At 56.6% G+C, this 26,252-nt stretch carries 17 protein-coding genes and 1 pseudogene; 17 read left to right on the top strand and 1 reads right to left on the bottom strand.

Translation table 11 applies throughout. From position 1 onward, the window contains the following. Positions 1 to 117: 117 nt before the first annotated feature. The 12 genes and pseudogenes from ACUN0G_RS12145 to ACUN0G_RS12090 all read left to right on the top strand — a co-directional run bounded on the left by ACUN0G_RS12145 (position 118) and on the right by ACUN0G_RS12090 (position 18,546). Positions 118 to 1,839, top strand: a complete 1,722-nt coding sequence (locus tag ACUN0G_RS12145; protein WP_445573535.1) for a ShlB/FhaC/HecB family hemolysin secretion/activation protein — start codon at positions 118 to 120, stop codon at positions 1,837 to 1,839. 31 nt (positions 1,840 to 1,870) lie between these two features. Beyond that, a complete protein-coding gene (locus ACUN0G_RS12140; RefSeq protein WP_445573534.1) occupies positions 1,871 to 10,972 on the top strand; it encodes a two-partner secretion domain-containing protein in 9,102 nt (3,033 codons plus the stop codon). Continuing rightward, a complete protein-coding gene (locus ACUN0G_RS12135; RefSeq protein WP_445573533.1) occupies positions 10,972 to 11,595 on the top strand; it encodes a hypothetical protein in 624 nt (207 codons plus the stop codon). Before ACUN0G_RS12140 ends, ACUN0G_RS12135 begins: the two co-directional genes overlap by 1 nt. A gap of 108 nt (positions 11,596 to 11,703) precedes the next feature. After that, positions 11,704 to 13,446 (top strand): annotated as a pseudogene (locus tag ACUN0G_RS12130) (DUF637 domain-containing protein); the annotation flags it as partial. Further along, positions 13,423 to 14,292 (top strand): ribonuclease domain-containing protein, encoded by an 870-nt coding sequence (locus ACUN0G_RS12125; protein ID WP_445575552.1) that lies wholly within the window; start codon positions 13,423 to 13,425, stop codon positions 14,290 to 14,292. The pseudogene ACUN0G_RS12130 and the gene ACUN0G_RS12125, both read left to right, overlap by 24 nt. 12 nt (positions 14,293 to 14,304) lie before the next feature. Further along, entirely contained in the window at positions 14,305 to 14,679 is a 375-nt protein-coding gene (locus tag ACUN0G_RS12120; RefSeq protein ID WP_087693608.1) for a barstar family protein, read from the top strand. A gap of 312 nt (positions 14,680 to 14,991) precedes the next feature. Further along, on the top strand, positions 14,992 to 15,147 hold the full coding sequence (locus ACUN0G_RS12115; RefSeq protein WP_177117231.1) for a hypothetical protein: 156 nt from the start codon (positions 14,992 to 14,994) through the stop codon (positions 15,145 to 15,147). A 49-nt stretch (positions 15,148 to 15,196) separates the two neighbouring features. Beyond that, a complete protein-coding gene (locus tag ACUN0G_RS12110; protein ID WP_445573532.1) occupies positions 15,197 to 15,553 on the top strand; it encodes a hypothetical protein in 357 nt (118 codons plus the stop codon). A gap of 235 nt (positions 15,554 to 15,788) precedes the next feature. Continuing rightward, positions 15,789 to 16,316, top strand: coding sequence for a hypothetical protein (locus tag ACUN0G_RS12105; protein ID WP_256348235.1), 528 nt, complete (start codon positions 15,789 to 15,791; stop codon positions 16,314 to 16,316). A 197-nt stretch (positions 16,317 to 16,513) separates the two neighbouring features. Further along, positions 16,514 to 17,002 carry an Imm6 family immunity protein gene (locus ACUN0G_RS12100; protein WP_003218174.1) on the top strand — a complete coding sequence of 163 codons (489 nt, stop codon included), beginning with the start codon at positions 16,514 to 16,516 and terminating at the stop codon, positions 17,000 to 17,002. A 397-nt stretch (positions 17,003 to 17,399) separates the two neighbouring features. Continuing rightward, entirely contained in the window at positions 17,400 to 17,999 is a 600-nt protein-coding gene (locus tag ACUN0G_RS12095; protein WP_080673289.1) for a hypothetical protein, read from the top strand. 316 nt (positions 18,000 to 18,315) lie between these two features. After that, complete coding sequence (locus ACUN0G_RS12090; RefSeq protein ID WP_003218173.1) at positions 18,316 to 18,546, top strand: hypothetical protein; 231 nt, start codon at positions 18,316 to 18,318, stop codon at positions 18,544 to 18,546. A gap of 286 nt (positions 18,547 to 18,832) precedes the next feature. Here ACUN0G_RS12090 and ACUN0G_RS12085 read toward each other — a convergent pair whose 3' ends face one another. Continuing rightward, complete coding sequence (locus tag ACUN0G_RS12085; protein ID WP_017478047.1) at positions 18,833 to 19,090, bottom strand: hypothetical protein; 258 nt, start codon at positions 19,088 to 19,090, stop codon at positions 18,833 to 18,835. Positions 19,091 to 19,480: 390 nt separating this feature from the next. Here ACUN0G_RS12085 and ACUN0G_RS12080 point away from each other — a divergent pair, with 390 nt between their 5' ends. From ACUN0G_RS12080 to ACUN0G_RS12060, 5 genes are all read left to right on the top strand, one after another. Beyond that, positions 19,481 to 20,173 carry a hypothetical protein gene (locus tag ACUN0G_RS12080; RefSeq protein WP_003218168.1) on the top strand — a complete coding sequence of 231 codons (693 nt, stop codon included), beginning with the start codon at positions 19,481 to 19,483 and terminating at the stop codon, positions 20,171 to 20,173. A 349-nt stretch (positions 20,174 to 20,522) separates the two neighbouring features. Then, complete coding sequence (locus tag ACUN0G_RS12075; RefSeq protein ID WP_445573531.1) at positions 20,523 to 23,111, top strand: autotransporter outer membrane beta-barrel domain-containing protein; 2,589 nt, start codon at positions 20,523 to 20,525, stop codon at positions 23,109 to 23,111. A gap of 88 nt (positions 23,112 to 23,199) precedes the next feature. Next, entirely contained in the window at positions 23,200 to 23,778 is a 579-nt protein-coding gene (locus tag ACUN0G_RS12070; RefSeq protein WP_445573530.1) for a hypothetical protein, read from the top strand. Positions 23,779 to 23,919: 141 nt separating this feature from the next. Then, positions 23,920 to 24,501, top strand: coding sequence for a hypothetical protein (locus ACUN0G_RS12065; protein WP_177069512.1), 582 nt, complete (start codon positions 23,920 to 23,922; stop codon positions 24,499 to 24,501). Between the two features lie 74 nt (positions 24,502 to 24,575). After that, positions 24,576 to 26,237: a vWA domain-containing protein gene (locus ACUN0G_RS12060; RefSeq protein WP_445573529.1), complete on the top strand. Its 1,662-nt coding sequence runs from the start codon at positions 24,576 to 24,578 to the stop codon at positions 26,235 to 26,237. Positions 26,238 to 26,252 lie beyond the last annotated feature (15 nt).

Genomic DNA, 26,252 nt, shown 5'->3' with positions numbered 1-26,252 from the left:
TGTTAATAATCAGCAACTTAAAGGCCTATTAAACATAATTTCCAACTAAGTCAGATTCTTGGCCGACTGGAAGTTCGATGTTAGTTTGCCGGCCCCCGCTTTCTCGACGGATCGAACATGTCTTTATTACTGCCACGGACTCGGCTGCTGCTGGGCGTTTGCCTGCTGACTTGCTTTGCACTCAATAGTGCGACGGCTGCGCCCACGCCTGGCGATCAGGACCTGATCCGCGACCGGCAAAACCGTCTGCTGGAAGAACAGCGCCGGCGCCTTGAAGACCTCAAGGAACTGCCCGGCAAAGAAGCCAAGCCCGAAGCGCCTGCCACCCCGGCTGACACCCGTTGCTTCCCGATCAAAGACATCGAACTCAAGGGCGCCGACAGCCTGCCTGCACCGGACCGCGAGCGCCTGCTCAAGCCCTATATCGGCCAGTGCCTGGGCGTGTCCCAGCTCAATCAAGTGCTCAAGGCGATCACCGACTACTACATCGACAAAGGCATGGTCACCAGCCGTGCTTACTTGCCGCAGCAGGACCTGTCCACCGGCCACCTCCAGGTGTTGGTGGTGGAAGGCAAACTCGAAGGCTTGAAGGGCGCCGACGGCAGCAACCTGTCCCAACGCGAGTTGGCCATGGCCTTTCCCGGCAAGGTTGGCGAGCAGCTCAACCTGCGGGAAATCGAGCAGTTGGTGGACCAGTTGAATCGCTTGCCGTCCAAGCAGGCACAAATGGAACTGACCCCCGGCAGCCAGGTGGGCGGCAGTGAAGTACAGGTCAAGAACGTCCCGCAAAAGCCCTGGCGCGCCAGCCTGTCGCGCAATAACGACGGGCAGAAAAGCACCGGCGAACAGCAGTGGGGCGCCGGCCTTGAGTGGGACAGCCCGCTGGGCCTGGCCGACCAGCTTGTGTTGCGCGGCGGCCACGATGCCGTCAGCGACCACCAGAAGACCTCGAAAAACACCATGCTCTACTACAACGTGCCGTGGGGCTGGTGGAACTTCAGCTACATCTACAGCGAGAGTGATTACCGCACCTTTGGCGTAACCAACGACTTTAAATTCAAGCAGAACGGCGACAACGAAAACCACCAACTGCGCGCCGAGCGGGTGATCCATCGTGACGACGTGAGCAAGACCTCGGTGAACGTCGGCCTGTCGCACCTGCGCACCAACAACTACATCCTCGACGTGCGCACCGAGCCCAGCAGCAACCGCCTCAGCGAACTGCAACTGGGCATCAACCACGGCCGCCGCATCGGCAATGCCTTCGTCAACCTCGACCTGGGCATGCAGAACGGTATCGGCGCCTTCGATGCCCAAGCCGAAAACGAGCGCGATCAGAACGGCAATCGCCTGCCCAACGCGCGCTACCGCAAATACACCGCCACCGTCAGCTACTTGCAGCCGTTCACGCTGTGGGGCGAGTCGTTCAGTTTCTCCAGCCTGGCCACCGGCCAACGCAGTGAAGACATTCTGTTCAGCCCCCAGCGCATGAGCCTCGGCGGCTCGGCCTCGGTGCGCGGTTTCAAAGACCAGCAGCTCACCGGCGACAGCGGCGGCTACTGGCGCAACGACGTGCGCTGGGCGCGCCCGGTGACCTGGGACTGGATGCGCCCGGCCTTTGCCGAATACGGCGCCAGCGTCGGCTACGACCAGGGTGTGATCAGCAACGACCGCTACAACGGTGAAGTGCATGGCCGGGTCTCGAGCAACTCGTTGGAGTTGTTCGCCCGTGGCAAATACGTCAGCACCAGCGTGACCTTTGCCCATTCCCTGGAACGCCCGGCAGTGATGAGCGAGCGCGAAGCGCCGATCTACTTCCGCATGGATTTCTTCCTGTAATTCAACGCCCCGTTACATCGAGAATATGACAATGGATGTTCGCCACTTTGCCTTCCTGGCCCGCCAACCTTCTGCTGCGCTGAAACCGCGAGACTCGTTCTTCGGCCTGCCCAAGCGCGGCCTGGTGCTGATCCTGGCCAACGCGCTGTTCTGGCAGCCGCTGCTGGCTCAGGCCGAAGGCATTGTGGTCAGCGCGCCGGGCACCACCGTCGGCCAGGCCGGCAATGGCGTGCCGGTGGTGAACATCGCCACCCCCAATGGCAGTGGCTTGTCCCATAACCAATTCAAGGACTACAACGTCGGCCCCAACGGCGTGATCCTCAACAACGCCAACGGCCCCGTGACGAACACCCAACTGGGTGGCTACATCGTCGGCAACCCCAACCTCAAGGGCGGCGCGGCCAGCGTCATCCTCAACGAAGTCAACGGAGGCAGCCCCAGCCAACTGCGCGGCTATACCGAAGTGGCGGGCCAGTCGGCCAAAGTCATCGTCGCCAACCCGTACGGCGTCACGTGCAGCGGTTGCGGCTTTATCAACACCCCCAACGTGACCCTCACCACCGGCAAACCGGTGCTCGACGCCAGCGGCCAGTTGCAGCGCTACCAGGTTGACGGCGGAGCCGTGACCATCGACGGCGAAGGCTTGAATGCCAGCAACGTCGACCGCTTCGAAATCATCACCCGCTCGGCCAAGATCAATGCGCAGATCAATGCACGGGAATTGACTGTGATCGCCGGGCGCAACGATGTCGACGCCAAAAGCCTGAAAGCCACCGCGCGCGCCGATGACGGCAGCGCCAAGCCCGAGCTGGCCATCGACTCCTCGGCATTGGGCGGCATGTACGCCGGTGCGATCAAACTGGTGGGCACCGAGGCCGGCGTGGGCGTGAAGCTTGACGGTACGCTGGCCGCCAGTGGCGGCGACATCCAGCTGGATGCCAACGGGCGCCTGAGCATGGCGCAGACGGCGACCACCGGTAACCTCAAGGTCACCGCGCAGAACGTGAACCTGACCGACAAGGTCTACGCCACCGGCAATGTGCAGGTGAGCAGTGCTGAAGAACTGGTCAACCAAAAGAGCCTGGCCGCTGGCCAACGCATCGAACTCAACGCCACCACCGTCACCAACCCGGGCATCATCGAAGCAGGCGTGCAGGCCGATAACAGCCGCAATGCCACCGGCGATGTGGTGGTGAATACGCAAACCCTGAACACCAGCGGCAACGTCCTGGCCAGCCGCTCGCTGAGCGCCACGGCCACCCGGGAACTGAACAACCAGGGCGCAGTGATCCAGGGTAAAACCGTCACGCTGAACAGTGCCAGACTGACCAACCAGGGCGCCACCGCGCGGGTGTATGGCGAGCAAGCGCTGGCGATCAACGCGCCGGCCATCGTCAACCTCGGCGGGCTGATTCGCTTCGGTGCCGATCAGGCGGCAACGCTGCAAACCGATTCGCTGGATAACCGCCAGGGCCATATCCAGGTCGCGGGCGGCAGCTTGACGCTCAACAGCGGCACGCTGAATAACACCGGCGGGCAGATTGTCGCGGGCAACCTCGGTGTAACAGCGGACACAATCAACAACCAGAACGGTTTCCTGGTTGCCGACGCCGTGACGGTCAACGCCGCCCGCCTCGACAACAGTGCCAAGGGCTTGATCAGTGCCGAGAAAGGCGCGCTCAACCTCACCGTCACCAACACCTTCAACAACAGCCAGGGTCATGCCCAGGCTGGCACTGACTTGAACCTGCGCGCCGGTGACGTCGCCAACCAGGACGGCAAGCTGGTGGGTGGGCAACTCACCGCTACCGTCGGCAGCCTCAGCAACAACGACGCAGGTGTACTCAGCGCGGATGCCGGCAAGTTGACCTTGACCGTCGCCCAACAGTTGAACAACGCCAAAGGTCACTTGCAGGCCGCCCAGGGCGACATCGAACTGCACGCCGCGAGCCTGGATAACCAGGGCGGCGCCATCATCGGCAAGCAGTTGCTGCTGGATGCGCGAAGCGGGCAGATCGACAACCGCGCCGGGCGTATCGTCGGTGACCAACTGGACGTGCGCGCCGGCAGCCTCGACAACCGCAGTGCCGGGTTGCTGGCCGGTGGTGTGCCGGGTGTGAGCGTGGTGCTGAACGACCAATTGCTCAACACCCAGGGCCGTATTCAAAGTGAGGGTGACCTGCTGCTGACCGGCAAGCGCCTGGGCAACAGCGCCGGGATCCTGCTGGGCAAGGCCCTCACTGTCACCGCGCAAGACCTCGACAACAGCAGCAAGGGCGCGCTGGTCAGCAATGAGGGCGACATCACCCTCAACATCAGCAACCTGCTGACCAACACCAACGGTGTGATCGACGCCGCCGAACGCAGTGTGCTGGTCAAGGCCTTGACCACCCTCGACAACCAGGGTGGCACCTTGCGGGGCAAGCGCCTGGATATCGCGGCGCAAACCCTCGACAACGACCAGGGCCAACTCCTGGCCGGCAATCAGGGCGTGAGCTACCGCGGCCAGGACCTGAGCAATCGCCAGGGCATGATCCTCAGCGGTGGCGCGGCGGTCGACCTGACGCTGGGCACCTTGAACAACCAGGGCGGCACCGTGCAGGGCGATAGCTTGACGGTGACAGCCGACAGCGTCGACAACAGCCAAGACGGCACCAAGGCCGGCGCGTTGACCGCCTTGAAGAGCGACCTGCAACTGACGGTCGAGGCCTTGACCAACCGGGGCGGCAAACTGTTCGGCAAGGAGCACGTCACCGTCTCCGGCGCCACCCTGGACAACAGCGCCAACGGCCAGATCAGCGGCAATCAGCTCAGCCTGACCTCGCGTACCCAACTGACCAACCAAGGCGGCCTGATTGAGTCCAACCAGGGCCTGACCTTCAATGGCGGCAACCTCGACAACAGCGCGGGCGGCCAACTGCGGGCGATGGAAGGCGCCAGCAGCACGCTGACGGTCACCGACCAACTGAATAACCAGAACGGCATTCTTGAATTCGGCAGCCAGGCCTTCAGCCTCAGCGCCGGGCATCTGAATAACCAGGCCGGGCAACTGCAGCACGCTGGCACCGGCGTGTTCAGCCTCAATACCAGCAGCCTCAGCGGCAGCCAGGGCAGCATCAATGGCCTGGGCACCGCCGACTGGTCGTTCGGCCGGGTCGATGGCCTCGGCCGTGTGCAACTCAATGAAGCCTTGCACTACACCAGCACCCAGGGCCTGAGCCTCAAGGCCGGCGACCGCCTGGCCAGCGCCAAGGGGCTGACCCTGGATATCGCCAGCCTGGATAACGCGGGCGAGTTGCTCAGCGACGGTGACCTGACTGTCAACCTGACCGGCGACATGACCAACAGTGGCCGCCTTTCGGCCCAGCAAAAGCTGAGCGTGGTCGCCAACAACCTCAGCCAGAACGGCGGGCGTTTGGCCGGCGGCACCACCACCCGCATCACCCTGGGCGGTACGCTGGATAACCTCGGCTACCTCACCGCACGCCAGCAACTCGACATTGCCGCCGCACACATCAACAACCGCGGCACCCTCGGTTCACAAGGCAACGTCAACCTCAACGCCAGCAATGGCATCAGCAATAGCGCAGACACGCTGCTGTTCAGCGGCGGTGATCTGACCCTGCGCGGGAACAGCTTCAGCAACCTGTACGGCGACGTCTACAGCAAGGGCAACCTGAGTTTCGCGGCGCTCGATGGCGGCATGGCGGCGGGCTTCAGCAACCTTTCCGGTACGGTTGAAAGCGAAGGCAATATCGGCATCAGTGCGCGGAATGTGGAAAACGCCAAGGCTGAATTCGAGTTGGGCCAGACCGTCACCACCGGCAGCCTCAATTGGCAGTGCGGCCAGCACTGCGGCGGGCACGACTCGTTCAAGCGCGGTCAAATCACCATCAACCAGACCTACCTTGAATCCGCGATCAAGGACTCGGCCTCTGCACGCCTGGTGGCGGGCAAAGACCTGCTGATCCAGGGCGACAACGTCCAGAACCGCTATAGCCTGCTGGCGGCGAATGGCAACCTGAGCATCACCGCCAACGACCTGCTCAACCAGGGCGCCGCGACTCGCACCGGGCAGAACACCATCGTCATCGGCACCCCGCAGCGCATCGACACCGATGAGTGGGACCGGATGGAATACATCGACGTACCCGCCTTCAACGCAGCGGTGGCAGCGGGTAATTTCGATGAAGCACGCTTTGAGGTGCTCAAGGCCCGGTCGAGCGACTGGCGTTTCTCCGAACAAAGCAACGTCACCACCTGGACCGACAACGGCGGCCCAGGCTACACCGCGACGATACAGGCCGGTGGCGCGGTCAACCTCAACGTTGCGCGCACCCTGCAAAATGGCACGTTGCACACCAACACCCTGGAGCAACTGACCGGCACCCTCGGTGACGACCAGACCGGCATCCCCGTCGGCGGCATCAACATCAACCTGAGCAAGCACGTCAACGACGCCACCGCCCAGGCGCCAAGCAGCGTATTGCCGGTGACCAGCATCGCGCCCGACGGCCGCTACGTACCCGTGGACTACACCGGCGAGTCCTTCACCCCGGTCGACCCCACCACCGCGCCCGGCTTCCAGTTGCCCAAGGGCGACTACGGCCTGTTCATCAAAAACGCCGACCCCACCAGCCACTACCTGATCGAGACCAACCCGAACCTCACCACTGTGGCGGGCTTCTTCAGCTCCGACTACATGCTCGGCAAGCTCGGCTACAGCCCCGACAACGCCTGGCGTCGCCTGGGTGACGGGCAATACGAGTCACGGCTGATCCGCGATGCCGTGCTGGCGCAAACCGGGCAACGCTTCCTCGCCGGTGGCCTGACCAGCGACTACGACCAGTTCCGCTACCTGATGGACAACGCCCTGGCCAGCAAGGACGCCTTGCGCCTGAGCGTTGGCGTGTCCCTCACTGACCAGCAAGTCGGCGCCCTGACCCACGATATCGTGTGGATGGAAAACCGCGTGGTCGACGGCCAGACCGTGCTCGTGCCGGTGCTCTACCTGGCCCAGGCCGACTCCCGCAACGTGCGCGGCAACAGCCTGATCCAGGGCCGCGACCTCAACCTGATGACCGGCGGCGACCTGATCAACGTCGGCACCCTGCGCGCCAGCAACAACCTCTCAGTGGCCAGCAGCGGCAACATCTACACCGGCGGCCTGATCGAGGCCGGCAACAACCTCAGCCTGCTGGCCCAGGACAGCATCCGCAATTCCATGGCTGGCGAGATACGCGGCACCCAGGTCAGCCTCACCACCCTGAAGGGCGACATCACCAACGACAACACCGCCATCCAGGTGCGCCAGGGCGCCGGCATGCGCACCCTCACCGACAGCAGCGCCGGCACCATCACCGCCCGCGAAAACCTGGCCATCGACGCTGGCCGCGACCTCACCAACCACGGCGCACTCACCGCCGGCGGCGATGCCGACCTGAAAGCCGGGCGCGACCTCAACCTGATCGCCGTCAGCGACACCAGCGAGATCCACGCCTTCAGCGACGGCGGGCACAAATCCACCATCACCACCGACGTGAAAAACCAAGCGGCCACGGTCACGGCCGGCGGCAACCTGAGCATGGTGGCGGGGCAAGACGTCAACATCATCGGCAGCAACGCCACCGCGGGTAAGGACCTGAACATTCAGGCCGGGCGCGATTTCAACGTGGCGTCTGTCAGTGATGTGCACAACGTCGAAGGCAAGGAAAAGGACGGCAAGAAACGCATCAAGACGGCGGACGAGCAGACTACGCAGTTGGCCAGTGTGCTGACGGCGGGCAGGGACTTTACGAGCCAGGCCGGGCGCGACACCACGCTGGTGGCGAGCAAGATCAGTGCGGGGAATGAGGCTTATCTGTATAGCGGGGATAAGTTGAATTTGCTGGCGGCTGAGAACAGTACGCATACGTTGTATGACATGAAGGAGAACGGTGGCTGGGGCGCGAAGAAGACCAAACGTGATGAAGTCACCCGCGTTACCAACGTCGGCACCGAGATCAAGACCGGCGGCAACCTCACATTAGCCAGTGGCGGCGACCAGCTGTATCAGCGGGCCAAGCTCAGCAGTGGCAACGATCTGACGATTGCTAGTGGCGGCGCGATTACTTTTGAGGCGGTCAAGGACCTGCATCAAGAGAGTCACGAGAAGAGTAAGAGCGACCTGGCGTGGACCAGCGCCAAGGGTAAAGGCAATACCGATGAGACGCTGCGCCAGAGTGAGTTGATGGCGCAGGGACAGTTGGCGATTAAGGCCGTTGATGGTTTGAAGATTGATATCAAGCAGATCGATCAGAACACGGTTAGCCAGACGATTGATGTGATGGTGAAGGCTGATCCCCAGTTAGCTTGGTTGAAAGAAGCCGAGAAGCGTGGGGATGTGGATTGGCGGCATGTGAAGGAGCTGCATGATTCCTTCAAGTACAGCCATTCCAGCCTAGGCCAGGGGGCAATGCTGGCGATCATCATTGTCGTCACTGTATTGACGGCAGGAGCGGCCAGTGCGCTTGCTGCGTCAGCTGGCAGTGCAGTGGGTGCCGGGTCGACCATGGCTGCGGCGACAGCCGGAACTGTTTCGGCATCGGGAGCCGTAGTAGGCGCAACGTCAGCCGGCCTCGGCAACATCATTGCGACTGCCTCGTTGACCTCCTTGGCGAGCACTGGCGCGGTCAGCACGATCAATAACAAGGGCAACCTCGGGGCGGCGTTCAAGGAAACCTTTAGCAGCGATAGCATGAACCAGGCGCTGATCGCTGGCGCCTCGGCAGGCTTCGTAAATTACGCCAGTGGCAATTGGTTCGGCGCACAAAGCGACCCTGTTACCAACAAAGTGAGCGGTCCCAGCGTAGTGCCTCACTGGAACGACCCGGCCGCTATTGGGCGTTTCGGAACGATCCAATTGGCGGGCGGAGCAGTGCGCGGAACGCTTTCTGAAGCGCTTGGGCAAGGCAGCTTCAAGGACGCCATGAAAGGCAGCCTTTTCGATGTACTGCAGGCGACCGCGTTCACAGGCGTTGGTGATTTTGGCAATGCCTTCAAACTTCAAGACAGTGGCCTGAGTAAAACAGCACTGCACGCCGTTGTGGGCGGGTTGCTTTCGGAAGCAATGGGCGGCGACTTCAAAACGGGGGCGATTGCTGCGGGTGCTAATGAGGCGCTTATTGTGGCGCTGGATAAGTCGCCTTTGCTGAGCAGCAGTGATCCAGCAGAGCATGATCGACTGGTCAATGCGGCGTCTAAGCTGGTGGGTTTACTCGCTGCGGCCAGTGTTAATGGCGATGTCGCCATGGGCTCTGAAATCGCTGGGAATGCACAGTCGTACAACCGGAAATTGCACGTCCAAGAAGAGAAAAGATTGGCTCAGGAGGCCAAGAGCCTAGATACCACAAGGAAAAGCCGCTCTGGCTTTGAGTGGGACGCTCTCCTGACGTTTGTTGCGGGAGGTGAAGTCGATCAGAAAACCAACAATGAGCTCCAAGAAGTTCTTTCCCGCTACAGCCCTACCAACCCTGAGGGGCAGGCATTGGGTGACGACCTGAGTGTTGCGCGGGAAGTGATCACTAAGCTGCAAAACGAGAAAGTCCTTCTGACCTGGGCAGATGGTAGCCCGATTGTCGCGAACGGGGCTCAGGTCGTTGCGTTCAAGTCTACGGACAAGCAGTACACAGACTCGCGGCTATTCAATCCTTCGAGTAACACCACCTACAACAATGAACCCGGTGGTATGGGGGTCGTGCCTGATGCGTGGGCCGAGCAATACGGTGAGGGTACGGCTATCAGGAAGCTCCCTGAAATCGCCGCGCTCAGTTCTGACGCCATTTCCCAAGCAGAGCAAATCGACCGATTACGCGTATTGGTGGGCGGCGGCATCAATTCAAATATCGATCTAAAGCTCCTTGCTGAGCTTATGCCTATCGGTGGAGTGGGTAAGGGAACACTCTTAAACGCGATCAAAGAGTTGGCTGCGCGGGATGTATTGGCGGTCAAAGGTACGGAGGCTATTGCAGAGAGGGCGGCGGAAACGGTTGCTGGTAAAGGTCTCGAGTCTGTTGCAGGTAAAGGCATAGATGCCGCGGCCGGCAAGGGCACCGAACAGTTTGCCAACCAAGCTCAGGCGAAATTAGCTGGCTATAGCCCCTGCTGTTTTGCTGCTGGGACGATGGTTGCCACTCCTGATGGTGAGCGAGCCATTGATGCACTCAAGGTGGGCGATATCGTCTGGACCAAACCTGAAGAGGGAGGTGAGCCATTCGCCTCCAAGGTTTCCGCTACCCACATTCGAACAGACCAGCCGATTTATCAGCTGACGCTGGTGAAAAACGGCGCTGCGGGCGAAGGTACAACAGAGACCTTGCAAGTCACCCCGGGCCATCCATTCTACGTCCCGGCGCGCAAAGGCTTTGTACCAGTGATAGAGCTCAAACCGGGCGATCAACTGCAATCGTTGGGGGATGGTGCTACGCAAGATGCTTCGATCTCTGTGGTATCCATAAAGCTGCTGCAGTCACAGGGAAAGACATACAACCTGACGGTGGATATCGGGCATACGTTTTATGTCGGGAAGCTAAGTACTTGGGTGCATAACACCGGGCCTTGTTATACCTGTAATGCAGGGAGTTGTTCGATCCATCAAACGACATCCGCCGGGTCACCTGCTAGTAAAAGTCACTCCGACCGGACGTTTCAAGAGCTTGTGCCTGACGGTAAAGTGCCTACCGTTCGCAACGGCGCTTTCACACGATGGTTTGACGACCTGTCGCCTGCGGAGTTAGATGTTCTCTGGGAAAATAAGGCTACTCGAGAGGCTATTGAAGCGAGAATTCGACAGCCAGGAGGTTTGCATGAGTGGTGTATGGTTTGTCGCGCCCCAGAGTTTAAACAATGGGGTGTCCCAATGAGTGAGATTCAGCGGTTCAGAACAAAGACATCTGAATTGACCTGGGTCAATCCGATTGACGGAGTACCGGGTGGACACGGTGGGAATGCTTCAGGCGCTTTCCACAACGAATTAAAGGCTGTTATTGATAATAGTAAATCTCTTAATGAGTTCAATAATGGCGTAACGGCTTTGCGTGATCGATGGAAAATCGATCCTTCTCTTTTGCCAGATTTGCCAAGAGGAGCGAAATAATGTCATCCCTTTTAGATGATTGGTGCGCTTTTTGCGAGGGGCAGACTTATTTTGATAAGTCGCATTTTTTGGCTTTGTTCAAAATTCACACTTCCTTGCCTGAGATTACTAAAGCGACGCTTTATTTTCCTCATGCCGACAGTCTAGTGCTGCGAATAAATGAAGTGATTCAGGCAGGTACGCTAAAAGAAAGGTTATACCTGTTCCCAACCACGGATTCGACCGACTTTGAGTTGATGCGCAAGGGGAAGGCCTGGTTGCAAGATCAGGCAAATTTTTGTAAATCGCTTGGCGACAATGAACTGTACGAAATATGCAGTCATGCAAAACTGGTTTACGGCGACAAAGATGATTTTAAGTCTTTTGACAAGCTGGATACTCCAAGTAGTTGGATACTTGAGCTGGTGGGGGATCAGGTCAGGGATTCAAGGTTGCTCAAGACTGAGCAAGAATATGCGTTGTTTGAGGCGCTTTACGGCGTCGCTGCTGACTATTATTTGGCGTGGTATATGGGGCAACCTTTGATAACGCTGGAATTCGATTTTCGGTCATATTTTGAATTTTGGCGTGTGGGCGGTGTTGGGTATCTCAGTGAAGATCGATTTTTGATATGCCGAAGATAACGGATTATACGTAAAGTGCGTAAAGGGGATGCGTAAAGGGGACGGATTTATTTAAACAATTTAAAACTCCAGATGAGTTGATTAAATAAATCCGTCCCCTTTGACCTCCTGGTCGCGGGTAACGACGCCAGCCTCAGCGCCGGCCGCGACCTGAACCTGGTCGCCGTCAGCGACACCAGCGTGATCCACAACACCATTGATGGCGGCGAAAAATCCACCATCACCACCGACGTCAAAAACCTTGCAGCCAGCGTCACGGCGGGCGGCAACGTCAACATGCAGGCCGGGCAAGACGTCAACATTATTGGCAGCACCGCCACCGCCGGTAAGGACCTGAACATTCAGGCTGGGCGCGATTTCAACGTGACCTCTGTCAGCGATGTGCACAACGTCGAAGGCAAGGAAAAAGACGGCAAGAAACGCATCAAGACAGCGGATGAGCAGGCTACGCAGTTGGCCAGTGTGCTGACGGCGGGCAGGGACTTTACGAGCCAGGCCGGGCGCGACACCACGCTGGTGGCGAGCAAGATCAGTGCGGGGAATGAGGCTTATCTGTATAGCGGGGATAAGTTGAATTTGCTGGCGGCGCAGAACAGTACTCATACGTTGTATGACATGAAGGAGAAGGGAAGCTGGGGCGCGAAAAAAGCGCAGACAGATGAAGTCACCCGCACGACTCAGATGGGCACCGAGATCAAGACGGGTGGCAATCTGACGCTTAAAAGTGAAGGCGACCAGCTGTACCAAGTTGCCAAGCTCAATAGCGGTAAGGACATCGTCCTCGATAGCGGTGGTGCGGTTGTCTTTGAAGGGGTCAAAGACCTGCACGATGAGAGCCACACCAAAAGCAAAAGTGACCTCTCATGGTTCAGTGCCAAAGGTAAAGGCAATACGGATGAAACCTTGCGCCAAAGTGAACTGGTTGCTCAAGGCCAGCTCGTCATCAAGGCCGCCGAGGGAATTCGCATCGATGTCAAACAGGTCGATCAGCAGACCGTAAGTCAGACCGTTGATGCTATGGTCAAGGCTGATCCCAATCTGGCGTGGCTTAAGCAGGCCGAAGCACGTGGCGACATTGATTGGCGCCAGGTCAAAGAGATTCACGAGAGCTTCAAGTACGACAACTCTGGCTTGGGCGCCGGCGCCAAGATCGCGATTGCGATCATGATGGCCGCGATCATGGGGCCGGCAGGTTTTGGTCTTGGGGGCTGGGAGTTGGCAGTTGCCACGAGCTTCTCGACCACAGGTGTTACCAGCACGATTAACAATAAAGGCAACCTCGGCAGAGCCTTAAAGGAAACCGCTAGTAGCAACAGTATTAAAAGTGCGGCAGTCGCCGGTTTTACGGCTGGCGCGCTTTCTTATGCTGACACCAATTGGTTCAGCGGCACTGAGAGCACAAGTACAACAGCAGTCCAAGGCGTGAGCCCCAGCGCGGGGTCAACTTTGGCCGTCACCAACTCTTCCAGCGATATTTTTACCTGGACCTCCGCAGGTGATATTGCCTTGCGCGCTGGTGGTCGAGCGGTCATCTCCAGCGGAATCTCGACGGCTATCCAGGGAGGAAGCTTCGGCGACAACTTCAACGCGGCATTACTGGGAGAGGCTGGCAACGTAGCAATGGCGACCGGTTTTAACTGGGTGGGTGACTACGTCACCTTCCCGAACGGTAGCCCTCAAAAAATTCTTGCCCACGCCTTAATGGGCGGCCTGCTGGCAGAAGCGACTGGCAGCGACTTCAAAACCGGTGCTGCTGCTGCGGGGTTGAATGAGGCGCTTATTAATCAACTGGTGTGGGCGGCTCAAGGTAACAACGATATAACGCTGATGCTTTCACAGCTGACTGGACTGATAGGCGCGGCGGCGGTCGATGGCGATTTGGAGAAAGGCTCACAGATTGCTCAGAAGGCTACGACGTTCAACTACCTCTACCATGAGGAAGTTGAGCAGATGCTGCGGGAGGTCGACAGCAAAAGTACGGAAAAAGAGAAGCGTGAGGTCAGGCAGCGCTATGAGGAACTTGATCAACAGAGAAATGACGAGTTGGATACGCTTTGCGCGCGCGATCCGCAAAGATGCAGAGGTATCGCTACCTCCTTGGCGAACGATGATCAGAAACTCGTCGATCTGGTAGGGAGACTTAGAGCGCAAGGGCAAGGTGGGGCAGCTTCGGTAGTCGGTTATATCCTAGGAAACAACCTAGACGCCTCCAATAGAATCGCCGCAGATCTTGGCTCTGCAGGCGGTGGGGTATTGGTTAAACTCAGCGCAGAGGCTATCAAGGCGGGCGTTGGGGTAACATTACCCTCGCGTGCTGGGGCAGGGAAAGGTAAAGGTGGTCAGGGTGACGCAGCGACTCCTGACTTACCGCTAGGTGCAAAAGACACTACTCGATTCATCGATGGCATCAAGGTTGTTGATCAAAAAACTGGTCAGGTCCTCCAAGGCACAGTTGATCTTGGCCCAACCTTGGATCGGATAAAGTCAGGTGGATCTTTCCCTCATCGAAACGACGGCTCTATATTCCAGAATCGCGCATCGGATCTGCCGCAGAAACCAGCCGGTTACTACACTGAATACGTCCATCCTACGCCCGGTATTGCAGGGCCAGGACCTCAGCGAATCGTCGTAGGAAAAGGCGGCGAAATGTATTACACAGCCGACCACTACAAAACCTTCATCCCGATAAAAAATTGAGGCCTGTCGAAAATGTTGCCATTCAAGTTTGTGGACATCCCGCCTTCATATGACGCGGCCGAGGTTTTTTATGTGCGGATTGACCCGTCCATTGGGATTGCAGAGGAATTGATAAGATCGCTGTATTACCTGCTTTGGTTGCCGGGGTATTTTGGATTTAACTGGGATGCCTTATATGATTGCTTAAGAGATCTTAGCTGGATTCCATGCCACAAAATCGTCCTTGTACATGTGACTCTTCCAGAATTGCCAAGAGAGGATCTACAGGTATACCTTGAGATTCTACGTGATGCGGTCTTTGATTGGATTGGTGACGAAGGGCACGAGATAGAAGTAGTCTTCAGAGAAATTGATAGGCTTACGGTCGAGGATCTGCTAGACAAATAGCTTAAGCCGCTGGTGCAAAAGCAACTGGGGCCGCTGGCGGTGACGCTGAAAAGATTGTCACAGTCAGCAAAAGCCGCTTTCCTGAATCAGCGCAACACATCGAAGATGCTATTGACGCGGGTAAGCCAACGTAAAGGGGACGGATTTATTTAAACAATTTAAAACTCCAGATGAGTTGATTAAATAAATCCGTCCCCTTTGACCCCAGGATCCTACGACTTTGTTACATTACCTGACGGAACTATTAAGGTTAGTAGACAGAATGTGAATGAGCATTTTTCGACACATCTCGGGCTTAGGGGTGGAGGAGAAGTGAAATATGCCGGCTCGGTACGCTTTGGTAATAATGATGGTCCAGAGCGAGGAAAAATAACAGGTTGGGATAATAGTTCTGGCCACTATCAGCCGCCGGCCACCTTAAAAGGTAACTCGGGGCTTCCAGAAAAAACATTTAATCCAAGAAAATAGGTTTGATATGGACGCTCGGTTAACGTCACTTTGTAAAGAAATAGTGAAGATGACTTCTGATCAGGCTGCTGCTTGGATAATGAGTGAGTATCCTATCAATTCTGAACATTGGAGTGAGGCTTTGGTGCTTATACCTCACCGATCTTGGAAGAAGTCCGAACAAAGACTCTTAGCGGAGTACTATTTCAAGAATGTCCCTTTTTCAAGTGGAAGAGGCTATGAAGCGTTCGCGTCAATTATGTCTACTAAACTGATGATTGCATGCCTTAAGGACGCTGTGCCGAAGGATCCGGCCAGGTGTGATTTGATGCAGTATTATTTAATTCCGGTGCTGGAGCGTTTTGCGAAAAATGATACGGATCGAATGGCTATAAATGATTTTTTTTGTGCTGTTTCCGCAAAATAAAAAGAAGCGCTTTAGGAAAAGCGGGGTCGGGCTACGATTAATGTGAATGCGGGTATTGGTGGTCTAGCCCCTGTTTTGGCAAAGAGAAGAATAGCGGTCTGATCCCTATTTCCTCATCTAGAGAGTTGTTAAGCAGAACCGTAAAGCGTAAAGGAAGAGCGTAAAAGGACGGATTTATTTAAATATATAAATTCAGATGAGTTGATTAAATAAATCTGTCCCCTTTAACCCTTCCTTGCCTGAGATTACTAAAGCGACGCTTTATTTTCCTCATGCCGACAGTCTAGTGCTGCGAATAAATGAAGTGATTCAGGCAGGTACACTAAAAGAAAGGTTATACCTGTTCCCAACCACGGATTCGACCGACTTTGAGTTGATGCGCAAGGGGAAGGCCTGGTTGCAAGATCAGGCAAATTTTTGTAAATCGCTTGGCGACAATGAACTGTACGAAATATGCAGTCATGCAAAACTGGTTTACGGCGACAAAGATGATTTTAAGTCTTTTGACAAGCTGGATACTCCAAGTAGTTGGATACTTGAGCTGGTGGGGGATCAGGTAAGGGATTCAAGGTTGCTCAAGACTGAGCAAGAATATGCGTTGTTTGAGGCGCTTTACGGCGTCGCTGCTGACTATTATTTGGCGTGGTATATGGGGCAACCTTTGATAACACTGGAGTTCGATTTTCGGTCATATTTTGAATTTTGGCGCGTGAGCGGTGTTGGGTATCTCAGTGAAGATCGATTTTTGATATGCCGAAGATAACGGATTATACGTAAAGGGGACGTGTAAAGGGTGGTGTAAAGGGGACGGATTTATTTAAACAATTTAAAACTCCAGACGAGTTGATTAAATAAATCCGTCCCCTTTGACCCCTGCTCTTCTGCTAAGAGTTACCGCTGAGGGAGGGGCAGCAATGCCAAATCGTCTAACAGTCCTAGTTAAAGATGGGAGAATAGGTAATGGACAATGAAGAAGCGCTTAAAGTCATTGACAGTATGATGTGGGTAAAGAAAGCCTCAATTTTCCTTCTGTTGCTTGATTATGCTCTACGTAACCTTGACTCGGCGAGTGATACGCAAAAAAAATGTCAGGAGGCAGTTGATAAGTGTTGGCGATGGTTGTCTGATCGAGGGCTCAGTGCTGATGAATTAGCATATTATCTAGACTCCGATGATATGCAGAGCGGACCGCTGGCAGAAGGAAATTTTGCATCTGAAAGCGTAGAACAAAATAGTTTAATTTTAATATTGTTGGTGATCGGTTTTTTTGCCAATAAGGCCTATAAGATTGTAGGGCTACAAGAGCAAATGTCTGAGCCGGTATGTGAGGCGGACGAGAGCTCTGCTGTATATATTGTTGATTATATTGAACGGATAGGCTTGTCTGATAAGTTGAGTGTTTATCTATCTGCACACGTTTTGGAAAATAGGGGGCAATCCACGTTTTAATGCTGGCAGAGTTGCTCTTTAACGTAAAGGGGAAGGATTTATTTAGGACGTAAAAGTGACGGATTTGTTTAAATATTAGATTTAAAAACTCCAGCTAGGTCGATTAAATAAATCCGTCCCCTTTGCCCACTGAGAGCTTGGATCCTCGCACAGTTAGCTACGTTGAGAGCAAGCTTGGTGTGAAAATAGGTGAATTAACAAGTTTTTGCAGGAATTCTGCTGGTGCATGTGCAGAGGTATCAGCAGTAGATAAGCTTGTCAGGTCAGGAGGGAATCCAGAAAATATCAAATTCACACAGGCTTTACGTCCTAAAACCATCAGGGATGAAGGTGGATACACCCCTAAAGCAGTTATAGAAACATGCCCGAATTGTAAGGTGACTTGGCCGGGGAATAAATGATGGTTATTGATGAACAATGGGTTCCAGGATTTGGAGAAATTGTTACTTGGTTTGCGATGGACAAAGCCGGTGCTATTGCCGTCATGGTGAATAACTGTTTTGGATCGTTACCAAAGGTTTTGTTGGAAGTTACAGCTGTGGAGCAGAAGCTTGATAGCTTAAGTGAGTACTTGTGGGAAGAGTCTGGTGATTACGAAGAATATCCGAAAGCTAAAAACGGTAAAACAATTCTTGATTTATACTCTGCCTGTGCATATCGTCACCTAGACTCTAGGGCTGAAGTGGAACGATGGATAGCGGATCGATCTTCACTCCAAGCCAGGCTGACAGAATATAACCTTCCAGCAATTAAAGGTGTCTATATATACCATGCTATAGAAGGTAGTGTGTCTGGGGAGGACTTCCCTTCCGGTTATGATGGAGAGTCTAAAATGGGGGACTATTTTCGCTACTTAATCCCTAGCGTTAAGGCTGGTATAGAAGATATTCCTTTTGAGCTTAGGGGGATAGTTGTTGTTTCTGATAGTCTGGAATTTTCAGATGTGAGTTTTTGGTCTGGAAGTTCTATTGATGAGCATTTCTCTCGTATGTATTGACGTAAAAGGGGCAGATTTATTTAAATATTAAATTTAAAAAACTCCAGATGGGTCGATTAAATAAATCCGTCCCCTTTGACCCAGTCCCCTTTGACCCATTAACCCAAGAGGTTCCTACAAGGACAGAAGGACCTACTCGGGGTGCTTCTTTCGCCACGGAGTTTGATCCTAAAACGGGCAGTACGAGGCAATGGATGGAAAGCTATGACCATGCAGGAGAAGTAATCCGTGTCCACCCGAAAAGTATTAATGGGCAGCCGGTTGATGCTCAGCACTACCCTCCGACCGCAGCAGAGCTAAAGAGTTGGGGGCAGCAATGAGCATGGAAGACATAGTGGCTGACAGACTTGGAAGAGCAGTTGCTGATGGATTTGATATTTTTAAAATATCAAAAGAGGCACTTGATATTTACCAAGATCCAAACCTTTCTCTCACAAAAGATTTAGACATTGCGTTGTTGTCACTAATGGCAATGGTCGAAGGGCCAGAGTTTGAGATGACAGAAAAAGAATTTTATGATTTTTTATCTGATATTCGACAAATGTAGTTTTCAATATACCCAACTTGATCAGGCACTATCGACACCGGCCTTGCGCCGGTGTTTTGCACTCTATTTGCACCCTTTTTGCCGCCTTCCTGCACTCATCCTGTGAGCGTAATGCGTAAAGGGGACGGATTTATTTAAATATTTAAAAATCCAGATGAGTTGATTAAATAAATCCGTCCCCTTTGACCCTCTTTGACCCTAAAGATGCTTTAAAAGTTTTGCTTCATGGCAAGTGAGGTTGTTTAACCGAGTAAAAGGGGCGGCACCCAGGCCGCCCGGCTTTTACTCAGGATGGATCGGTATTGAGTCTGCGACTGATGACATCCAGCAAATCACACCCATCGCGCAGCGGAATAGCCAGCAATTGGGCGAAGTCTTGAAGCACCACAGCATCGCTGCTGAGCTGTTCGCGAAAGGCCAGGTTTTCCAGCAGTTGGGTGACGGCGCGAATCCGGTACACGGCGGCGTCGTGGAGGACATCGAGGGGCGCATGGGTGTCGATAAGCAGGGCGGGGACGGTGCAGTCGTGGCCCGTGAGGGGCATGTATCGATTCATTGTCAGTACTCTGTTGGTGGATTAAGCCACCACTCACTCGTCGCCAAACGAATGGGTGGCAGCTGTACGCAGGTTGGCGAACCGGCAACAGAGTAAACCGGCAGACCCGGAGGTCTCCCGCGCACAGCCGCCATATCATGCACAGCTTTGCGGGTGCAAAAACACCTGCATAGAAGCGGGATGCTTTTGCGCTCTGTTGTCAGGTCGCCAAACCTGAATCGCCATATGGGCGACGGCCCGGACTATAAGCCCGCACCCAAACCCACGCAAGGCAGCAAAGTACTGGCCCAATCACAAGGCTTCATGTCTTCACCCCCATTGCCGACACACTGGCGTTGATTAAACGCATCCACCCACCACCAACATTAAAGGACTGATGTGAAAAACCTTCTCCTGGTTCTCCTCTCCACCCTCATCCTCGGCGGCTGCGTCAGCCAGCCCCTCACGCCCGAGCATCGTGCGCAGGTCAAGACGGTCAAAGTGCTGCCCGTAAAGTGGGAAAAGAACATGGTCTACATGGGCCGTGAACAAGCCTGGGGTGCGGCCTTGGGTGCCGGGCTTGGCGCGGGCGTCGGCATGGCCAGCGGCGCGTCCAAGCTGGGCACGGCAGCCTTGAGCGGCGCGGGGTTTGCCGCCGGCATGAAGGCGGGGCAACTGGCCGAGATGTCGACGCCGGCGGCGATCCTCACGGTGATGGACGCCGAAAATATCGACTTGGGTGTGTTGCTCAAGCAGGCCTTCATTGATGCCTTGGGTAAGACGTCATCGCTCAAAGTGGTGGGTGACGACGAGCCGGCCGATGCGCAGATTCAACTGACGGTAGGCGAGTGGGGCTTTCGCCTGACCCAGGGTTTCAGCAGCGTGGTCTACCCGACGCTCACCGTGGTGGCGCGCATGGACCGTGGCGACGAGATGCTCTGGCGCACGGTGGAGTCGATCACGCCGTTCAATGGCCAGAATGTCTACGGCTACACGCCGCTCACTTATCGCACTGATCCTGAGGCGTTGCGCCGCGCGTTGACGGGTATCACGCAGATCTCCGGGAGTTATCTGGTGAAGGAGCTCAAGTAGACCAGCGAGAGGTCTCCGCGTGGCTTGCGGTGGCTGATCCTGACGCGAGCAGTTTGATAGAACTCGCCGAGCACCTTGAACATTTTGTATATCCCAGTGTCTTTACCCCGCCCACCCGCAACCGGTCGGGCTGCATGGACTGCAGCGTTTTCAAATGACATTAAGGATTAATGTGAACCTCACCCCCCAAGCCTCTTTTCTGTCACCGCCCGCTGTGGTGCACAGGCGCGCGCCTGCGTTTCGGGAAGGCACCCTGGGGGAATGCATTCGGATCAATTGATCCCTCGCTTAGCACACCTACTGCCGCCGGGCCTATTGGCGGCTTTTAATGTAGTTCATGGAGTTTGAAATGAAGCGTAAGCAGTTCCAGAAAAGCCTGTTGGCACTCATGGTCGGCGCAATCAGTACGCAAGCGCTGGCGGTGGAATTCGACCTGGGGCAGGGCAAGAACATTTGGGTCGGCGAGACCTTTAATGAGTCATTGATTATCAACGGGACGTTCTCCGAAGTAGTGGTGCCGACCACCACCAACCCTGCCGGACTGGGTGTGGCCAACACCACTATCCAGGGTTCGTTGATCAACCGTGCCGACATCACTCTGGATTCCCAGGGCGCCGCCATCCGTGCGATTGCCCTGGACCCGCTGTTCTGGTCGGGCCCGCAGAACCTGAGCCCGGGAACTGTCACCGGGGACGTGGTCCAGGCGGGCAACATTCTTATGAAAAATGGGGGTTACGAGGGGCTTGAGATCGGCGCGACGACCATCGGTGGAAGTGTCATCAACTCCGGCACCATCCGTTCCACGCTGCCCCTGAGCCCGCCGGCTTCACCCTCCTACGTGGATGGCGGCGAAGGCATTTACCTGCATGGCACCACCATCGCCGGCGACGTCTTGAACACCGGTGTGATCGACATGAGCGGTGATTACGCCATCGGCCTGATCCTCGACCGTCAGAACAATCTGGGGACCACCGTCGGCGGCAAAATCCTCAACGCCGGCACGCTCAAGGCGACGGGCGAGGGCGCCTGGGGCATCGAGGTGGAAACCGACACCAACCCTCTGCGCATCGAAAACAGCGGCCTGCTTTCTGCCAACGGCAATGACGCCAAGACGGTGATGTTTCTAAACGGTAAGGTCGACTACATCCTCAACACCGGCACCGTCGAGGCCACGGGCACCAACGCCAATGCCTTCGAGTTTGCCGGGGCAACCTTTGCCCAGAACAGCGCGACCGGCGCGCGCGGCATCGTTAACCGCGGCACGATCAGCGCCGATGGTACAGCCATTCATGTAGATGCCGCGGACCAGACCTCGGCGTTCGAGATCAACCAGCAAGCCGGCGAAATCCGCAGTAACGCCGGCATCGCCATCGACGCCGCCAACCTTGCCACGCTGAATTGGACCGGCGGCAAAATCACCGGCGACCTGCTCAACTTGAGCGCGGTGAATGTCGCAGGCCAGGCCGATTTCACCGGCAGCCGCATCATCGCGCCGGTATCGGTCAACTCGGGCTCGCTGAACCTGTCGGCGCCCGGTACTGCGATCACTGGCAACCTCAACGTTGCTAGCGGCGCAGGTATTGATATGCACCTGGCCGACAGCGTAGTGCCGACCACGCCGTACCTGACCGTCAACGGTGCAGCGAATTTCGCCCAGGCTTCAAAGCTGACCGTGAGCGCCAAGCCGGGCGACTTCGCCAGCACCAACAACGGCACTCAGTACACCCTGTTGCAAGCCACCAGCGTGCAAGACAATGGCCTGTCTGTGGCCAGCTCGTCCTCTCTGCTGAACGTGCTGAGCTACTCGGCCGACGCGCAAACGGTCAAGGCCGTGGTGGCGGTTAAAGACAACCAGCAAGTGCAGCAGGAGCTCGCCGCGGTGGGCGCCGGCGCTGCGTCAGCGACGGCGGTGAACACCTTTAAAAACGACGTACTGAGCGGACTCAATCAGAACGACCCAGTGTTCCAAACCCTGGCTGACGCCGGCACAGCACAGCAGCTTGCTCAGGTCAGCGAACAACTCAAGCCGGACGTCAATCGCGGCGCCCTGGACGTGGCGTTGTCGGGCCAGACCGTGGTCAACGGCGCGATCTTCAACCGCCTCACCGACCAGCGCGAAAGCCATCAAACCGGCGGCGTGTGGGTGCAGGGCCTGAGCAGCAACATGGACCAGGACGGGCGTGGCGGCAACAACGGCTACTCGGCCAACAGCAGCGGCATGGCCGTGGGTGTGGACGGGCGCTTGAACGACACCACCACGTTGGGCGTGGCGTACAGCTACCTTAACTCCAACATCCATTCCGACCTCGGCAACAAGACCGATGTGGAGGGCCATGCGCTGTCGCTGTACGGCAACTGGTCGCTGCAAAACTGGTTTGTCGACGGCAGCCTCAGCTATGGCCATAACGACAACGACAGCAAACGCCATATCGCCGGCACCACAGCCAAGGGCAGTTACGACAGCAATGTGCTGTCTGCGAGTGTGATCGGCGGCTACAGCTTCAAGCCGTCGCAGGCCGTGGTGATCGAGCCGCGCGTGGCAGCGCGTTACGCCAACGTGCGCATGGACGGTTTCGACGAGAAGGGTTCTTCGGCCGCGCTGAGCACCCAATCGCAACGCTATGAAGTGGGCGAGCTGGGCGCTGGTGTGCGCTTGGCGGGCAACTTGCCCATGGGCGCCGGTAGCCTGCAGCCGGAAGCAACCTTGATGGCGTATCACGACCTGATGGGTGATCGCGTCGCACAAACCTCCAGCTATGTGCTCGGCGGTTCTGCGTTCACCGTCACCGGCGCTTCGGTGGCGCGTGACAGCTATGAAGCCAGTGTCGGCGTGAACTACCAGGTGTCGGACTTTACCGTGGGGGCCAGCTACACCCGCCAGGCCCGCAGTGGGTTTGATGCCGATGGGGTGATGCTCAAGGCGCGGTACGCGTTTTAAGTATTACGGCCGATAGAAAACGGCATCGGGCTGCGGTTCTCCCACGTAGCCCGAGCCAGATTTTTAATTGTGTTCAAGGAAGTTACCCATGAAAAAGACCTCACTCCTAATCCTCGCCCTGGCCTTGGCCGGCTGCCACTCCACTGCCAGGAACTCCTCGCCAAGCCTGCTGACGGACGGCGTTCAGTTGCAGCAAAAAAAGGTCGAGGTGGACGCCGAACACGCCAAGGTCATCATGAAGGCAACCGGTTTCACCTACCCGGTGCAGTTCTCCGTACGCCGTAGTTCCGATGTGGACCAGCGCCCGGAAATCCTCGGGACGGTGGTTGATTCCGGTCGCGGCAAGGTATTTGGCTGGATCGCCAAGATGAGCGAAGTGGGCAACAGCGCCGTCGCCAAACGCTTCCCGCAGTTGGAAGTGCAGGCTGACCCGGGGCAGCCCTTTGAAGTGATCGGTGAGTCTCGGGTCTACAACGCCAACTACGTTGGCCTCGTCAAAACCTATGTGTATGAATGCGGCCCCATGAGTTCGACCTTCAAGCCTGAGAAGCAAAAGGTTTACCTGGTGGAGTTCGTGATTATCGGGAAGGGGTGTGAGCAGCATGTGTATGACGTGACTGCGCCTAATGAGCGTGTTCCGGTCGCAACGGTAGCGACAGCAAACTAAGCTGCCGCCCGACGCCGCTGTAAAGGTTGCCATCGGCGAATAAGTATTTACGGCGGCGGGCGGATGAAGCAGGACTCGAAAAGGTGCCTGCAACGTCGTAAAATGAAGTCAAATTGACATCATTCAGGGACGAGTTCAGACATGCGCGTTGTTGCTTTACTCCTGGCATTCAGCTTTCTGGCTGGCTGCGCCTCCAAGCCGGCTTACTACATTTCCCCCGCACCGGTTCACATTCCCAAGACCGCCACCTATTGGCTCGATACCTTCGACGTTGACGTGGTGGGCAAGAACCCACGCTTCCTGCCTGATGACAAAGTCCGCGAGCAACTGGGTGTCGACCTGGTCAATCGCCTGATCACGGCCAAGCGCTACGCCACCAGCAAGGAAAGCGCCGACTATCTGTTGGATGTGAAGGTCGTCTACGCCCGTCATTTCCAGGATTCGAAGGGCGGGATCGCCACGGTGCTCGTTGATGACAACACGGTCCTGACCAGTGTGGATTTCAACTACCTGGTCAAGGTCAAGAAGGCCGGTGCCGAGGTATTACACTTCGCCAAGGACCGCGACAGCCTGGTTCCCGCGGGCTTGTTTGGCCAATGGCAGCAATACAAGACGATCGGCGGGATCGTCAGCAATACCGGCAACACCAGCGTCGAGCCGTTTTACACGGGCGTGTTGAGCCGCTTTATCGTCGATGATTTGCGCGATATTCCGTCACGCTAAGTTGCTTTAACCCGAATCACCCACTCCTTGCGTCTGACCTTGTGAACGGATCATTCACTCACGAGGTTCAGACTATGTCCCGTCCTGTTCTGCTGTTGCGTCCTGCCGCCCAAGGCTTCGCCGTGACCCTGCTGGTGGCGCTCGCCGGGTGTGGGCTTTCTTCATCCCGTGATGTGGCCAAGCCTGCTGAATCGGCACCTGTTGTGCAGGTGCAAAGTGAGCCCGCCAGCGTTCAGGGGGCCATGGTCAAGCGGATGGTTGCTCCTGCACCGATGGCGTCGCGGTTGGTCATGAACGACGCCGTCGCCCTGCAATACCAGGCCGAGCCTCGGGAGCACTATCAGAACCTTCCGGACAACCCGATCCGCAGCGTGGCCGAAGCGCCGGTTTCCACGTTCAGCGTCGACGTCGACACCGGCAGCTATGCCACCGTACGACGTTTCCTCAACCAAGGCAGCCTGCCGCCCGAGGGTGCTGTACGACTGGAGGAAATGGTCAATTACTTTCCCTACGACTACGCCCTGCCTACCGACGGCTCGCCCTTTGGTGTGACCACGGAAGTGGCCCCCTCACCGTGGAACCCCCACACCCGACTGCTGCGCATCGGCATCAAGGCCTCGGACCGCGCCGTGGCGGACCTGGCACCGGCTAACCTGGTGTTCCTGGTCGACGTGTCCGGCTCAATGAATCGCCGCGAAGGTCTGCCGTTGGTCAAGAGCACCCTCAAATTGCTGGTGGACCAATTGCGCGACCAGGACCGCGTGTCGCTGGTGGTCTATGCCGGCGAATCGCGAGTGGTGCTCAAGCCCACCTCGGGCCGGGACAAAACCAAGATCCGCAACGCCATCGACCAACTGACCGCCGGCGGCTCCACCGCAGGCGCTTCGGGTATCGAAATGGCCTACCAAATGGCCCGCGAAGGGTTTATCGACAAGGGCATCAACCGCATCCTGCTGGCCACCGATGGCGACTTCAACGTGGGCGTCAGTGACTTCGACAGCCTCAAGCAAATGGCCGTCGACCAGCGCAAAAGCGGTGTGTCCCTGACCACCCTCGGCTTTGGTGTGGATAACTACAACGAACACCTGATGGAACAACTGGCCGATGCCGGTGATGGCAACTACGCCTACATCGACAACCTGCGCGAAGCCCGCAAGGTGCTGGTGGACCAGCTCAGCTCGACCCTCGCTGTGGTGGCCCGGGATGTGAAGCTGCAAGTGGAATTCAATCCGGCGCAGGTCAGCGAATACCGATTGCTCGGCTATGAAAACCGCGCCTTGAAACGTGAGGATTTCAACAACGACAAGGTCGACGCCGGCGAAATCGGTGCCGGGCATACGGTGACCGCGTTGTATGAAATTGTCCCGAAGGGTGAACAGGGTTGGCTGGAGCCACTGCGCTATGCATCGGCGGCCAAGGCTGACGGTAAAACTGATGAGTTGGCGATGTTGCGGGTACGCTACAAACCAGCGGAAGGCGGCAACAGCCGACTGATCGAACACCCGATCAGCAACCAGCAGAGCGGCGAACCCAGCGACGACCTGCGTTTCTCTGCCGCCGTGGCCGCCTTCGCCCAGCAACTCAAGGGTGATGGCCGCTACACTGGCTCCATGAGTTTCAAGGACACGGCCGCACTGGCCCGCTCCGCCCGGGGCGACGACCCCTTCGGCTTGCGCAGCGAGTTTGTGCAACTGGTCGAATTGGCCCAGAGCCTCCAGGCCCCGGCCAAACACTGATCCACCTCAAAGGAG

This window comes from Pseudomonas sp. 32A, assembly GCF_052682255.1.
This window is presented reverse-complemented; position numbering and strand designations above follow the sequence as displayed.